Origin of the sequence: Paenibacillus polygoni, from assembly GCF_030263935.1 — a bacterium.
GTDB classification, from domain to species: domain Bacteria; phylum Bacillota; class Bacilli; order Paenibacillales; family Paenibacillaceae; genus Paenibacillus; species Paenibacillus polygoni.
Genome location: NZ_CP127162.1, coordinates 3,562,160 through 3,577,056, shown reverse-complemented (window position 1 = coordinate 3,577,056; position 14,897 = coordinate 3,562,160). Strand labels below are relative to the sequence as shown.

The window sequence follows — 14,897 nt, the reverse complement described above, 5'->3', positions numbered from 1 at the left end:
TCCTTACCAAATCTCCCGTTATCATTCAGCAGGTTAGTTAGCATGAACATCAATAATATGTCTCATTCGAACATCATGGAATCCGGCCGGGTCCTGTATACGAATCGATCTTCCTGCCTGATCAAATTTGACAACGGTTCCGGTAAGATGGACATCTTCCCACTCATCGAACAGGACGATTGTCACAGGCTCTTTTAACATCAGCGACTCGGCAAGCAGACGTGACATTTCTTCGAACGCTTGAGGATCAAGGATCGGCCGGGACCTTGGAGCTAATTTTTGCTGATGTTGTACATAAGCTTCGCGATGTTCGGGAAGCATCATGCGGGAGGATTCAAATAATCCGTTTTGTTGTAATTTTTTACTCATCGATAGTGACCTCCAATTTTGCGGGAACGATCATGTATTTGACCTGCATGCTCAAGAGAGGAAGCACGAATAATAGCAGTGTCTCCAAACTTGCGTTTGATCGCGTCAGTTACTTTATCAAGTTCCCGTTGTTGCTCCCGGTTATCAAACCAGGTTAATTGATATTCCGTATCAGGGACCAGTTCTGTAAGAGACACACCCACTCTTCTTACGGGCTGACCATCCCAGTAGCGCTGGAATAACTCACAGGCTGCGTTATAGACTTCTGCGGTAATTTGCGTCGGTTCCTTTATTTTCATTTGTCTGGAAAAACCAGTGGGTTTGTCAAAGTCGGTTCCGCGGCAGCCTACAGATACAACCTGGCCCATAAGTCCTTTCTCCCTAGCCCTTCTTGCAACAAGTTCAGCCAGTTCTAGTAGCACAACACGAATCTCTGACCATGTAGTGTAGTCTCTCGGAAGGGTCATTTGGTGACCAATTCCTTTTTGCTGCTGCATAAAAGTGCCGGGTCTTACCGGCGAATCATCTATTCCGTTCGCAATACGCCATAAGACTTCCCCATTGACACCCCAGCGGTCACGCAGGCGAGGGAGAGGAGTGCGAGCTAAATCCCCAATCGTATGAATACCCATCTTATAAAAATGATGAGCCATTCTCGAGCCGACCATAAACATATCTCGAATGGGCATAGACCAGAGTTTATCGGCTATCTCTTCCTTCGGAAGAATATAGATTCCGGTCTTATTTTTCTTCGCAAACAAATCACAGGCCATTTTGCTCACAACTTTGGTATCACTAATTCCAATTCGCACCCGTACTCCGGTTTCGAGCCAAACTTGCTGCTGGATCTGGCGGGCGATTGCTTCTGGTGAACCGAATAGCCTTAGACTCCCTGTTACATCAAGAAATTGTTCATCAATGCTGTAGGGCTCGACAAGATCCGTATAGGATTGGAAAATGCTTGTAATATGGAGAGAAACCCGGATATATTCTGCCATACGAGGTTTTACTACAACGACATCAGGGCATTTGGCAATGGCATCTGACAAGCGCTCGGCTGTGGTAATTCCGTAGGTCTTGGCCAGTGGACAGGCTGCAAGAATAATGCCGGACCTGCGAGCCGGATCACCTGCAACGACAAGGGGGCGACTCGTATACTCCGGATGGGCTGACTTCTCCACACTGGCATAAAAAGACTGACAGTCCGCCAGCATAATCACACGTTTTTTCCGCTCCATAAGACCATACTCCTCTTCATTCGTTCTGTATTAGAACACATGTTCTTATTTTATAAGAATAACGGAGAAATATACATCCAGCAACCGGAATTTTTTTGAAAAGAAATGAGATTTTCTGAAATACTCGGAAAGGCTTAGAAATTAGGAAAAAGGACTCGGTTTTTAACATAAAAAGCGAGTGATTTGAGACCAGGGAGTCAGAAATCAGGAGAAGATAAGCAGAATGTTAAGGGAAATTAAATAAATATGTCCTGGATACAGGACCATCCGATTTTTTTGTAAAGTTTGATTTTTGAAGAATGCTGATATATCAAGGATTTTCGCGTTTTTGATATCGGACTATAGTATCAATTTTGTAATAACTAGGGTCAAAATTGTAAACAAATAGCAACTTTGGATGATTACATGCGTTACATTATATAGGCGGAAGGGAAGGAAAACAGGGCTGTAACTACTGATGAGTAAGGATTTTCCTTGATAACTTAGGGAAAAGTTCAGTTGTTGCTTTGCTGTAGACAGAGCCGTAAAAAGAAAGATGGATTTTTAGGATGATCGGCCCCTAAACCCAGGATCAGGTTTTGAAACTGGGCAATATTATCCAATCCATCTTTGCTTCCATTAGCCTAGTTACAAAAGGGAAAGCTTGGCGATATAGTTAATAGAGAAGTTACAGACATTCGCCAAACGACAGAATCCGATTCTGCATTGCAGGCAATCTGTAAATTAAAGGGAGGCATTGCAAAACTCGTTTTTGCCTTACGATGACTAAGAATGATTTTAGAAGTGGAGCGAACCAGGAAACCATGAGCAGACGACAAAGAAAACGATTTGCTGTAGGCATCTTAATTGGCATTCTTATTTTTGGCGGTGGAGGATGGGCGGCATACTCCTACTTGAAACCAGCACAAAATACTTTTACAGCAGAAGACGGAACGAAGCTGAAATTCAAAACAGAAGGCAATCAGTTCTTACAATACAGCCAGGAAGGACAGTGGCAAGAACTGTTTGTGAAGGGGGTTAACCTGGGTTCAACGAAACCGGGTCATTACCCAGGTGAATTTCCGCTAGTAAAAGAAGATTATCTTAGATGGTTTCAACAGATTGAAGATCTGGGTGCTAATGTAATCCGCATCTATACCGTTCATCAGCCCGTGTTTTATTCAGCGCTCGCTGAGTATAACAAAGGCAAGGAACACCCGCTGTACTTCATGCAAGGAATCTGGTCACCAGAAGAACAATTGATTGAGCAAAAGGACGCTTTTGCCGAAGGAATTGAAGAAAAATTTAAAGCAGAAATAAAAAAGGCAGTATCGGCAGTGTATGGAGATGCGGATATCCCGCATGTGAATGGAGAATCGAGCGGTAAGTACAGAGCAAATGTGGGCCAGTATCTGCTAGCATGGCATTTGGGTACCGAGTGGGACCCGGAGATGGTAGAGGATACGAATAACAAGTACTCGGATCATCCTCGTTATGAGGGAGAACACTTTTCAGGTACAAAAGAGGCGAGCCCCTTCGAGAACTGGCTTGCTGAGCTGCTGGATGAAGTAGCTAAGGAAGAACAGAAATACGGATGGGAACACCCATTAACGTTTACCAACTGGGTTACAACCGATGTGCTTGAACATCCAGGCGAGCCTTTATTTGAAGAAGATTTGGTAAGCGTAGATGCGAGACATATTGAACCTGTGAATTGGCAAGGCGGTTATTTTGCAGCCTATCACGTCTATCCTTATTATCCAGACTTCTTCCGTACAGACAAAACGCTGCAGACGATAAAAGATGAACAAGGGGAATACAACACGTACAAAGCGTACTTACGTAAGCTTAAATCCGAGTTTCCCGATCTACCTATAATGATTACAGAATACGGAGTTCCGTCTTCTCTCGGCATTTCACATTATGGTCCTGGAGGTAAAGATCAAGGCGGTCATAATGAGCAGGAGCAAGGCGAGATTAACCAGTCGCTAACCAAGGACATTTTTGACGAAGGATATGCGGGAGCTGTTCTCTTCATGTGGCAGGATGAGTGGTTTAAAAAGACGTGGAATACGATGCCACTCGAAATTCCTGCAGATCGTAAAGCTTACTGGCTGAACGTACTCACAAATGAGAAGATGTTCGGCATTCTCGCCATGGAAGCAGGCAAACAAAACCAGCTGTTTATCGATGGGAAACTGGGTGATTGGTCCAAGCTTCCAGCTGAGCAAATTCAGCTTTGGCAGGGAAAAACAGAAGGTATCGAGAGTATCCAATTAACTCATGATGAAGCTTACTTATATATGGGGATCACACTTGATGAACCTTTCGATCCATCTAAAACGAAGCTAAATATCGGTACAGATACACTTCCTGGCGGCAATCAGCCGCTTGAATCTCTTCCAGGTAAAACACTGAAAGGCGGAGATCTGGAAACGCTGATTACAATAGGTAGCGACAAGGAATCGGAAGTAGCGATCGCAAAAAGCTATGACTTTAATCAGCGATTATACGGACCGGAAGGTTACTGGATGCTGGAGGAGCAAACAAAGGATACACCGTCGTTCGTTCCTTGGAAGCTGGCCATCAGTCTGTTGATGAATCCGCCTGATACCAAATATGCCCATCCTTATATGGATGAAGTTGTAGGCCTATTAAACCGGGGTACGACCAACCCCGATGCTGCTGATTACGATTCACTAACTCTTTGGCAGTATGAAGGAAAAGAAATAGAGGTTCGCATTCCGTGGATGCTGCTTGGTTTTGGAGATCCAAGTTCACTGCAGGTCATTGATTACAGTCCGTTAACAGAAAACAAGGAATTTCAGACGGTAACAACGGAAGGAATTCGGCTGATCCCTTGGCTGACGGATCTGAGCAACGGCAACGTATCTTGGCCTGGAGGCACAGAGGATACATTTGATATACAAGACATTCAGGCTTATACATGGGACCCATGGGAAACTGTGAATTATAGTGAACGTTTTAAAAAGAGCTATGATCTCATGAAAGAAACATACTCAGAATTACAAACAGAGCAAAAATAAAGGAGGATACTTATCCATGTTTTCTAATTTGGCCCTGGCGTACACTTTCCTTTATTTGTGCGCAGGACTCATTGTCGTGGGGATTGGTTTGCTCATAACGATGAAAACGACCCACAATTCAAAAGAACGCAAGAAAGAAGAGTATACAAGGAAACACAAGGATTACTTCGTTTATGTTCAGGCAAACCTCACGGGGAATGAGAAAATTCAGCTTCCACCAGGAAAACTGACAAAAATAGAAGAGGAAGTCATTATGGATCGGTTAATCGCCATCCATGATCAGATTAAAGGAGAGCATGCTGCAAAACTACGCGACATAGCTAGGGAAACGGGTTATATTGCGAAGCAAATGAAACAGCTTGACAGCATCTCGACCAGCAAAACCATAGAAGCTGCTTACAGGCTCGGTGGAATACGAGCTTCCGAAGCGACAACAGCTTTGCTGCAAGTCCTAAAAGAAGAGAAAAAGGTAGCACATGCTGTCATATACGCCAGAGCGGCAGCGAAATGTGCAGAACGGCCTGCTGAACTGAAAGAGATGCTCAGATATCTCCTTGATAAAGGAAAACCAGTTTATGAACTCGCTGCTGACATTCTGATGGAAACGAGTCTTACACCGAGTAATCTGCTGCAAGAACTGCTTGAATCAGATCACTATAATGATGTAAAAGTAGGGCTTGTTGCTTCCTATGCTTATGCTTCTCCCGAAGTGATGCCGGCTGTGATCCGGTTGTTCCGTTCGAAGGATGAAACCATCCGTACAGATGCGATTAAACTTTATTTAAGCAGAGGTCCCGTACTCAAGGATCAAACGATGAAAGAGTTAATGCGAGATTCAAATCCTGAGGTTAGAACAGCAATGGCAAATGCTCTTGGTTCCATCCACACGGAAGACAGCATCCAGCTGTTACAAAAAGGACTGAGTGATGCAGAACTGCTTGTGCGTAATCAAAGTGCAGAAAGTCTTGCGGGACTTGGTGTGCGCGGTTTTGAAGTGCTTTGTGAAACAGCGGCTACGGCAAGCGGTACGGCTAGAGAAGCAGCTCTTGCCTATACAGAGCGTGCGATGGCTACGGCTGACGGCCAAGAAGAAGTTGAAAAAATGATGACATTAAACAAGAAAAGACTAATCTATCAACATTATTTCGGAACTTCACCGAAAGAAAAACAAACTCGCCGTATGTCAGAGGTTATTGGAGGGGATTTCACTGCTTAGAGATATATTGCTTGGTTATGGAATGGTTATCATTTATTACGTTATTTTTGTTACTGTCTTATATTTTGGAATTTTATGTTTTTCGTACAGAGATATCTTTACAATTCGCCGCCGAGCAGAGTATTCCAGTTTTAAAAGCTTAGCGGGGTCGGATGTCGTGCCTCCAATCTCGCTTTTGGTACCTGCGTATAACGAAGAATTGACGATTATAGAAAACGTAAAATGTCTGATGACACTTAACTACCCGAAATATGAGGTCATTGTCGTCAATGATGGTTCTACAGATAAGACGATACCTGTACTCATTAAAGAATTTGGACTTAAACCCGTTCAAAATCCGACTTTCCGCGGAACGATCAGATGTGAGCAGATTCGCGGCGTATATCATAACCCGGATTATCCTTTTCTCTATCTCATTGACAAAAATAATGGCGGAAAAGCGGATTCGCTGAATGCTGGAATTAATTTCTCGCATTATCCTCTGATCTCATCGATTGATGCAGATTCATTACTTGAAAAGGATGCGCTGATTCGTATGGCTCGTATGTATCTGGAGAATCCAGAAGAGACCGTTGCGATCGGCGGAGATGTTCGTATTGCAAATGGATGCAAGATTGAAAATGGTGCTGTAAAAGATGTGTCACTTCCGCGTAAAATGTGGCCGATGTTTCAATCTATTGAATATTTAAAAGCGTTCCTTGGCGGACGGATTGGGTGGAGTTCAATAAATGGGCTGATTATCGTTTCCGGTGCTTTTGGAGTATTTAAGAAAGAGGCTGTTATTGCAGTAGGTGGATATCGTGATGGATATCCCGGAGAAGACATGAACATCATTATCAAGCTTCATCGCTATATGCTGGACAACAAGAAAAAGTATCGTATTGCATTCTGTCCAGAGGCAGTCTGCTGGACGCAAGCTCCAGATACGTACCAGATTATTTCGAATCAACGTAAACGCTGGGGTCGGGGAAACCTGAAAAATATGCTGGAGAACGGAAATATGATGTTCAGACCCAAGTATAAAACAATGGGGATGCTCACGATGCCGTATAACATCTTTTTCGAGGCACTGAATCCTTATTTCCGGATTACTGGACTTCTAGCTTTAATGGCTTACGTTATGCTGGATATGACGGCATGGCCTGTACTTCTCATTTTCGGTCTTCTTAATTTCTTAAGCGGCTATCTGCTGAGTGTAGGAGCCTTGATACTCGAAGAGATTGCATTCCGCCGTTATCCAAAACCATCTGATCTTGTAAAAATGTTAGCTTTTTCTGCTCTAAAGTTTGTTGGTTATCATCAGCTTGGCGTTCTTTGGAGAGTACAAGGGCATATTCAGTTTATGCAAAATAACAACTCTTGGGGCACAATGACAAGACAAAGCTGGGAAGAACCAAAAGCCGAAGAGGCTGCTTGAGTAAGGATAAAAGTTAAATGTTGAAAGGTGGAGATGAGTCTTATGGCAAATACAGTAACTCTTGAGCGCCAGGTGAAGGACAGTGTATATGACATTCTGGATGAGCAGCTAAAAGGAATGGCTAACGAAAACAGCGGCGTTGTGTTTGTTCACTGCATGGATAGGGACCAGCAGCCGGATGCGGAGTTGCAGGATATTCTCACAAGGACCTGCGAAACGGAATATCAGGTCTGGAAAGATACGCAGTCAAATACGATTGCGGTCTTCCTTCCTTTTATGTCACTTAATCGTACACATTATCAGGCCCTGTTAATCAAACAGAGTCTGATGCAAGTGCTACCAGGTGTAGATCCGCGTCTGACGATTGCAAGTTTTCCTGAGATGGGGAAAGCAAGCAAACACATGCTGAAAAGTATGGCTGAATCTGCAAGACTCAGTACGGATGCAGATATCAAATTATATACACCAAATGAAACAGCGGTACGGCCAGGTAAGATTCTCATTGTAGATCAAGAAAAATCAACAAGAGAATTTCTTCAAATCCGCCTTGCTTTGCAAGGGTATGACATTTATGAAGCAGTGGATGGACTTAGTGCCCTCGATATGGCTGTAAAAGTGGAACCGGATCTTATTCTGACCGAACTTAATTTGTACGGGATGAGTGGAGTTCCTTTTATCCATCAGATTCAAAACCTGGATCTAAAACAGCAGCCAAAAGTAATTGTTTTGACAGACCAGCGAGTAGAGCAGACCATCACCCAGTGTTTTGAAAAAGGTGTAGAAGATTATGTAACCAAACCTTTTTCACCTGTGGAACTCGATGCCCGTATTCGCCGCTGTTTTCAATAGAAATCATAGAACTTACAGTAATCGTAGCTTGTAAAATAGTAGATTTCAAACTGATAAGGTAGTCCTGATTTAACACATAAAAAGTATGTGAGCTGTGTATCATCGCAACCAAATGATGCAACCTGCTTACCTAAAATTCCATTTGGAGGGTGAAGTACTGTGAAAGAGCAATTCCATAATTTAATGAACGCAATTGAAAACAAGAAAGCCGTGTTGGGTGTAGTAGGACTAGGATATGTTGGCCTGCCGCTCGCAGTAGAAATGGTAAAGCAAGGATTTACGGTAATCGGTATTGATCTAGACCCATCCAAAGTGGAGAGTATTTATCAAGGCGAGTCCTACATTCATGATATTTCTTCGGAAGAACTGAAAACAGTAATGCAAAGCGGTCGTTTTCAGCCAACAACAGACTACAGCATGCTGCGTGTGATTGATGCACTAAGTATCTGTGTGCCAACACCGCTCAGTGAAAACCAAGATCCCGATACATCATACATTGAAACCGTGGTAGACCAAATCAAACTTCATATGAAGGAAGGTATGCTCATCACGCTTGAGAGCACAACTTATCCTGGTACAACGGAAGAATTGATTGAGCATAAACTTGAAGCAATTGGTAAAAAAGTAGGAGAAGATTATTTCCTCTGCTTCTCACCAGAACGCGTCGATCCGTCAAACGGCAGATTTACAACTTTTAATACACCAAAAGTAATTGGCGGTACTACCGAAGAGTGCTTAAAACTCGGAGCAGCACTGTACAGCCAGTATGTAGAAACCGTAGTTCCTGTATCCAATCCAAAAATTGCAGAAATGTCCAAGCTGCTTGAAAATACATTCCGCAGTATCAATATTGCGTTTGTAAATGAAATGGCAATGATGTGTGACCGCATGGGAATCGACATTTGGGAAGTCATTGACGCAGCTGCTACAAAACCATTTGGCTTTATGCCATTCTATCCGGGCCCAGGTATCGGTGGACACTGCATTCCGCTTGATCCAATGTACTTATCCTGGAAAGCGAAAGGTTTTAGATTCTACAGCCAATTTATTGAACTTGCTCAATCCACTAATGAGAATATGCCGTATTACGTTATGAACAAAACAGCAACCATTCTAAATGAATATGCGAAATCCATTCGTAAATCGAACATTTTGCTGCTCGGTATGGCGTACAAACCAAACATTGCAGACCTTCGTGAATCTCCAGCTCTTGAAGTTTACGAGCTCTTTAAAGAAGCAGGTGCGAATGTAGAATACTTTGATCCGTATGCAGATACTTTCCGCGATAAACATGGAGAAACAGTTCATAGTGTGGAGTATAACCCAGTTAAATTCAAAGAATATGACTGCATCGTATTAATTACGAACCATAAGAACCTAGAGTATGATGAAATCGCATCGCTGGGCGTACCTGTACTTGACACTCGTAATGCATTCAAAGAATATCCATTACCGCACATTTATAAAATAGGCCATTCTGTACAGCATCCGGCAGCGTCACAGGAAGAAGCGGTATTTGCTTAAAAACGATACGATGAACACTGCGCAGAAGCCGCCGAATAAAGGAGGATACGCATGGAATTCATGGCCGGCATGGGTAAAAGGAAGCTGCTGTATCATGATCTTTTTCCTTTTACTTATCCTGTATTTCATGCTGAAATCACCTGAAGTGAATGAAAATAAAGCGACATGGCTATGGGATGCTTCGATCATTGAAGAGCGTACAGATGAAATTGTGAATTTCTTAGCAGAACAAAAGGTGAATACTGTTTTTCTGCAAACGAAAGAAAGTGTGTCCCCTGAAGCATATCGACATTTCAATGCGGAAGCACAAGCTCACGACATTTCAGTCCACGCACTCAATGGTCATGCAGACTGGGCTTATACAGAAAAACGAGAAGAAGGCACCGCCTGGGTGGAATGGGTAAAGAAATTTAACCAGGAAGCAGCACCAGAGGAGCAGTTTGCAGGTGTACAGTTTGATGTCGAGCCGTATCAATTACGGCGCTGGGAACAAGAGGAGCAATCAGTCATTACAGAATGGAGCGCAAATATAGAGGAGTGGATTCAGGCAGGTTCTGAAGGAAATCTCTATATGAGCGCAGCAGTTCCTTTTTGGCTTGATAAACGAGAAAGTCCAGATGGTAAGGGGACACTTAGTCGTTGGATGATTGATCAATTTGATGCGATTGCCATCATGGCTTATCGAGACAGCGGTCAGCAAATGTACGATCTCTCCAAGGAAGAACTTGCGGAAGCAGATGAGCTGGACAAGAAGGTATGGATCGGTGCCGAGCTTGGTCATACCGAGGAAGGCGAACATCTAACTTTTTACCGGAAAGCAGTTCCGAATATGGAATCAGAGATGGAAACAGCGGCTGAACTTGGCACAAAACATCAGTCCTTTGCAGGACTTGCGGTACATCATTATGAAGTGTGGTATAAGAAAATGAAGGATGATGTATCTCTTGTTCGTAAAGAAAATAAATAGGAAAACCTAAATCTTGTTGCGGAAATAAAAGATAGTAGAAAAAAGAGAAGAGTATGCTTACTTTAGATAAGCAGACTGTTCTCTTTTTTTGTTGACAGGCTGTCTTAAATCATTATAAATAAGATGATAGGTTTCACTTCAAATATATTACATAAGGGAGCAAAAGTATTACGATGAGTAAACTCGAAGTCTTACAAAATCCGAAACAACGTAAGCTGCTTTTTAGCGCTGGGCTGAGCTGGATGTTTGATGCCATGGAAGTAGGTATGATGTCCTTTATCGTAGCTGCTTTGGCGAAGGAATGGCTCCTTAGTCCAGGCGAAGTAGGGCTTATCTCAAGTTCCACTTCGATTGGGATGGTCGTTGGAGCTGCCCTCGCAGGGACACTGGCTGATAAGTATGGGAGAAAAGCCGTTTTAATGTGGACGCTGCTTATTTTCTCGGTAGCAAGCGGATTTTCAGCTTTAGCTACTGGGTATGTGTTCCTTTGCCTCATTCGCTTTGTTGCCGGGATTGGTCTTGGAGGAGAGCTTCCGGTTGCCTCTACGCTGGTATCAGAATCGGTATCCGCTAAGGAAAGAGGACGAGCCGTTGTTCTGCTTGAAAGTTTTTGGGCTGCAGGCTGGATTATTTCGGCTCTCATTTCTTTTTTCATCATTCCTGAGTATGGATGGCGTGTAGCTTTTCTAATCGGTGCACTACCGGCATTTTACGCGCTGTACTTACGCAAAGCCATTCAGGACCCACCTGAATTCAAGAAGAAAAAGGAACTGAAAAAGGTTAGCTTTGGAGAGAAATTTAAATCGGTTTGGTCTGCAGAACATCGGAAGACCACGCTGATGTTATGGATCTTATGGTTTACGGTTGTATTTTCTTACTATGGCATGTTTTTATGGTTGCCGAGTGTCATGACGTCCAAAGGGTATGAACTCGTTAAAAGTTTTCAGTATGTACTTATTATGACACTCGCACAGTTGCCAGGTTATTTTACTGCGGCTTACTTTATTGAGAAATTCGGGAGAAAATTTGTACTCGTCGTATATTTAGTGATGACAGGATTTAGTGCGCTTTGGTTTGGAAATGCCGGCTCCGAATTATCCTTAATTATTGCAGGAATGTCACTTTCTTTCTTTAACCTGGGCGCATGGGGAGGCATGTATGCATATACACCGGAACTATATCCGCTGAGAACACGTTCTACTGGCGTGGGGTTATCTGCGTCTGTTGGCCGAATCGGAGGCGTGATTGCGCCGCTTCTTGTAGGTCTTTTGGTCCAAAAAGGGGTTTCTTTTAGCACAATATTCACCTTATTCTTTATTACGGTATTAGTTGGTGCAGCAGCGGTACTCGTGCTAGGAAAGGAAACAAAAGGCATCGAACTTGCAGATTAGGTCTATTGACAGATGTAACAAAATTGTAACTTATGTTATAGTACACGTTAGGTGTTACTTTTAGCGCCGCCAAATTCAGTGATGAGATTTTATGATGCAAGGCATCTGATCACGAATGAAACGGAGGATATGTAAGACTAATGAAAAAAATACCCACACTTATCTTAACATGTGCCTGTGCTCTTTCTATACTGGGTGCATCAACAACGGCTAGTGCTGCGACACTACAGAAGGGTAGTAGAAGTTCCAAAGTAGTTGAGGTCCAAGAAAGACTGAATAAAATAAATTATTTCTGGGCTGGTATCAGTGGTTACTATGGTGACAAAACGGTTGCAGCTGTGAAGAAATTCCAGAGGGTGAACAACTTAGCTATCGATGGAAAGGTTGGTCCCAAGACAGAAGCCAAACTGAAAGCCAAAGCGCCGATTAATAATAAAGTGTTAAAACATCTGGCAGGTATTATTCAAGATGAAGCCGGAGGAGAATCATTTACTGGACAAGTTGCAGTAGGTGCTGTCATTCTTAATCGTGTTCAGAACTCGGCATTTCCGAATGCTATTACGAACGTGATTTTTCAAAAAGGACAATTTGCACCTGCGGCGGACGGCAAACTAAGTGTGCCGACAGCGGGTGCCTATGAGGCAGCTCGCAGAGCTTTGACAGGATATGATCCTTCTAAAGGTGCTCTATACTTCTATAATCCGAAGTACACTTCCTCTTCTTGGATGAGTTCTAGGCCCGTTACACAAAGACTTGGTAATCATGTTTTCACAAAATAAATCTTTTACAAAATAAATATTGAATTTGTAAGAATGATGGTACTTAAATAACACTTCGCCGGGAGAAAGCAGGAAAATTCCCTTTCTCCCGGCTTTTTTTTCAGGATCGGCAAAGCCAGATCCCGCAATTACACTTACATCATGAATCTGGAGGTTGTCATAGGATATATGAACAAATTAAATCATAACAAAAAATGGAAAACATTCGCAGCAGGGTTACTTTTAAGCGGATCGATCGCAATAGGTACAGTAGGAGCCGCTTCCCCGGCCAGTGCAATGCTTCTTCAAAAAGGAACTCAGCACGCTGAAGTGGTAGACCTGCAAGAGAGACTCAGAACGCTAGGCTACTTATCTGCTGGAGTAACCGGATACTATGGATCACAGACAGAGAAGGCTGTTCAAAGCTTCCAGAAGCGGAGTGGTCTTGCTGTCGATGGAAAGGCAGGTAAGCGAACGATAGCTGCTTTGAAGGCTAAGGCGCCTGCCTCAGGAGCTACACTGAATGCTTTGGCTAAAGCTGTAAATGGGGAAGCAAGGGGAGAATCATTAATAGGACAGGTGGCAGTAGCTGCTGTAATCCTGAACCGGGTGCAGTCTAATCAGTTCCCGAGTTCCATAAAAGATGTTATCCTTCATCCTAGACAGTTTACTGCGGTGGATGACGGTCAGTATAACCTTACTCCGAATTCCTCTGCCTATATAGCAGCAAAGCGTGCGCTGAATGGGGAAGATCCAACAGGGGGAGCGCTCTATTATTACAATCCGAAGATTGCCACATCGGCTTGGAGTAAAGCACGACCTATTATAAAAACAATAGGAAATCATGTATTCACAAAATAGGGATTCAGTTTAGAGATGAAATAATGAATTCTTCTAAAAGAGTGTCACTAATAAAGACCTCTAATGAAGAGTTCTCATAAAGATGCCTGATAAAGATCTCTCATAAAGAAAAGGTACGGCTCCTCAAAAGTAATTGAGGGACCGTACCTTTTTTTGACTGTATATAGCGCATATCATGAGAGGTAGTGATCGCAAATGATTAGATAACAATAAACCCTGGTTCTGAGCCCTCAGGCGGCACTGTAGGACATTACTACACCCCAAAGGAACAATATACTCCCATATCTCCACACCTTCAAATCAATGTGCTGGAAGCGAAAGCAGGGTACAACCCGAAGTCACCGTAAGAAACTTCTAAGACAAAGAAGACATTCAACTCCAACACGCGGAGTGAATGTCTTCTTATCATTCTAATCTTATATTAAAGTACACTTCTTGCTCCTACATATTTAGGACCCCAGTAAGTGTTACTCAGGCTGTCGATTTTAATACCACTGGAAGTAGTGGCAGAAATGAAACTATTGTTTCCAACGTAGATGCCGACATGAGAGACAGTACCTGTTGTATTAAAGAAAACAAGATCGCCTTGTTTCAGATTACTCTTTGATACAGAAGTTCCGGTGTTATACATGGAAGCAGCTGTACGCGGAAGGGATACGTTGTGTTTCTCGAAAACATATTTCACGAAACCAGAGCAGTCAAATCCGCTTGGAGTAGAACCTCCATATACATAAGGTGTACCTATATATTTGGTAGCTTCTTGAACAATGCTCGTTCCTTTTACATGATCATTCCCTACAAGAATCGGGCTGTATGTTTTACCTGTAGTACTTACCATAACAAGAGAATAGCTTTTTTTCCAAACAACGTCACTACCCATAGCTTCGGATACAAAACGAAGTGGAACGTATGTACGGCTGTCGCGAATAAATACTTGAGTATCAAGACTTACACTTTTTCCATTAACTGTTGCTGTTGTGGAACCTGTTTTGATTTTAATTGTAGTTCCATTTTTTTTAATAGTAACCGTTGTAGTAGATCCTGATTTAGAGGAACTTACGGTATAATTCATTTCTTCTGCAAGTTTACGCAATGGAACTTGCGTTCTAGCATTATTATCTAAAAAAGGAGATGCATCTTCGAAATTAACAAGACTATCATTAAGCTGTACATTGACACTATTTGAACTTGAAGAAGATGCATCCACTTGTGAATTCCCAAATACTAAGCCTGCTCCAAGCAGAGTAGTTAATAACATACATTTACCAAATTTCTTCATTC

The 14,897-nt window shown here is 42.7% G+C and carries 12 protein-coding genes; 9 read left to right on the top strand and 3 right to left on the bottom strand.

Going from position 1 to position 14,897, the window contains the following annotated elements:
• Positions 1-33 precede the first annotated feature (33 nt).
• The gene (locus QPK24_RS17150; RefSeq protein WP_213529834.1) at positions 34-369 is read right to left on the bottom strand and encodes a YolD-like family protein; all 336 of its coding nucleotides are present in this window, start codon (positions 367-369) and stop codon (positions 34-36) included.
• Positions 366-1,607 carry a DNA polymerase IV gene (locus QPK24_RS17145; protein WP_285743220.1) on the bottom strand — a complete coding sequence of 414 codons (1,242 nt, stop codon included), beginning with the start codon at positions 1,605-1,607 and terminating at the stop codon, positions 366-368. The genes QPK24_RS17150 and QPK24_RS17145 overlap by 4 nt, the downstream gene beginning before the upstream one ends.
• Before the next feature lie 803 nt (positions 1,608-2,410).
• Here QPK24_RS17145 and QPK24_RS17140 point away from each other — a divergent pair.
• From QPK24_RS17140 to QPK24_RS17100, 9 genes are all read left to right on the top strand, one after another.
• Complete coding sequence (locus QPK24_RS17140; protein WP_285743218.1) at positions 2,411-4,633, top strand: hypothetical protein; 2,223 nt, start codon at positions 2,411-2,413, stop codon at positions 4,631-4,633.
• Between the two features lie 16 nt (positions 4,634-4,649).
• A complete protein-coding gene (locus tag QPK24_RS17135) occupies positions 4,650-5,849 on the top strand; it encodes a HEAT repeat domain-containing protein (RefSeq protein WP_285743216.1) in 1,200 nt (399 codons plus the stop codon).
• 22 nt (positions 5,850-5,871) lie between these two features.
• Positions 5,872-7,266 (top strand): glycosyltransferase family 2 protein, encoded by a 1,395-nt coding sequence (locus QPK24_RS17130; protein ID WP_285749394.1) that lies wholly within the window; start codon positions 5,872-5,874, stop codon positions 7,264-7,266.
• Positions 7,267-7,308: 42 nt separating this feature from the next.
• The gene (locus QPK24_RS17125; RefSeq protein ID WP_285743214.1) at positions 7,309-8,115 is read left to right on the top strand and encodes a response regulator; all 807 of its coding nucleotides are present in this window, start codon (positions 7,309-7,311) and stop codon (positions 8,113-8,115) included.
• A gap of 183 nt (positions 8,116-8,298) precedes the next feature.
• Entirely contained in the window at positions 8,299-9,639 is a 1,341-nt protein-coding gene (locus QPK24_RS17120; protein ID WP_407083030.1) for a nucleotide sugar dehydrogenase, read from the top strand.
• Positions 9,632-10,606, top strand: a complete 975-nt coding sequence (locus QPK24_RS17115) for a hypothetical protein (protein ID WP_285743210.1) — start codon at positions 9,632-9,634, stop codon at positions 10,604-10,606. Before QPK24_RS17120 ends, QPK24_RS17115 begins: the two co-directional genes overlap by 8 nt.
• A 173-nt stretch (positions 10,607-10,779) precedes the next feature.
• Complete coding sequence (locus QPK24_RS17110; protein ID WP_285743208.1) at positions 10,780-11,997, top strand: MFS transporter; 1,218 nt, start codon at positions 10,780-10,782, stop codon at positions 11,995-11,997.
• A gap of 140 nt (positions 11,998-12,137) precedes the next feature.
• Positions 12,138-12,776, top strand: a complete 639-nt coding sequence (locus tag QPK24_RS17105) for a cell wall hydrolase (protein ID WP_285743206.1) — start codon at positions 12,138-12,140, stop codon at positions 12,774-12,776.
• A gap of 168 nt (positions 12,777-12,944) precedes the next feature.
• Positions 12,945-13,616, top strand: coding sequence for a cell wall hydrolase (locus QPK24_RS17100; RefSeq protein WP_285743204.1), 672 nt, complete (start codon positions 12,945-12,947; stop codon positions 13,614-13,616).
• Between the two features lie 421 nt (positions 13,617-14,037).
• Here QPK24_RS17100 and QPK24_RS17095 read toward each other — a convergent pair whose 3' ends face one another.
• Positions 14,038-14,895, bottom strand: a complete 858-nt coding sequence (locus QPK24_RS17095; protein ID WP_285743202.1) for a C40 family peptidase — start codon at positions 14,893-14,895, stop codon at positions 14,038-14,040.
• Positions 14,896-14,897: the final 2 nt, after the last annotated feature.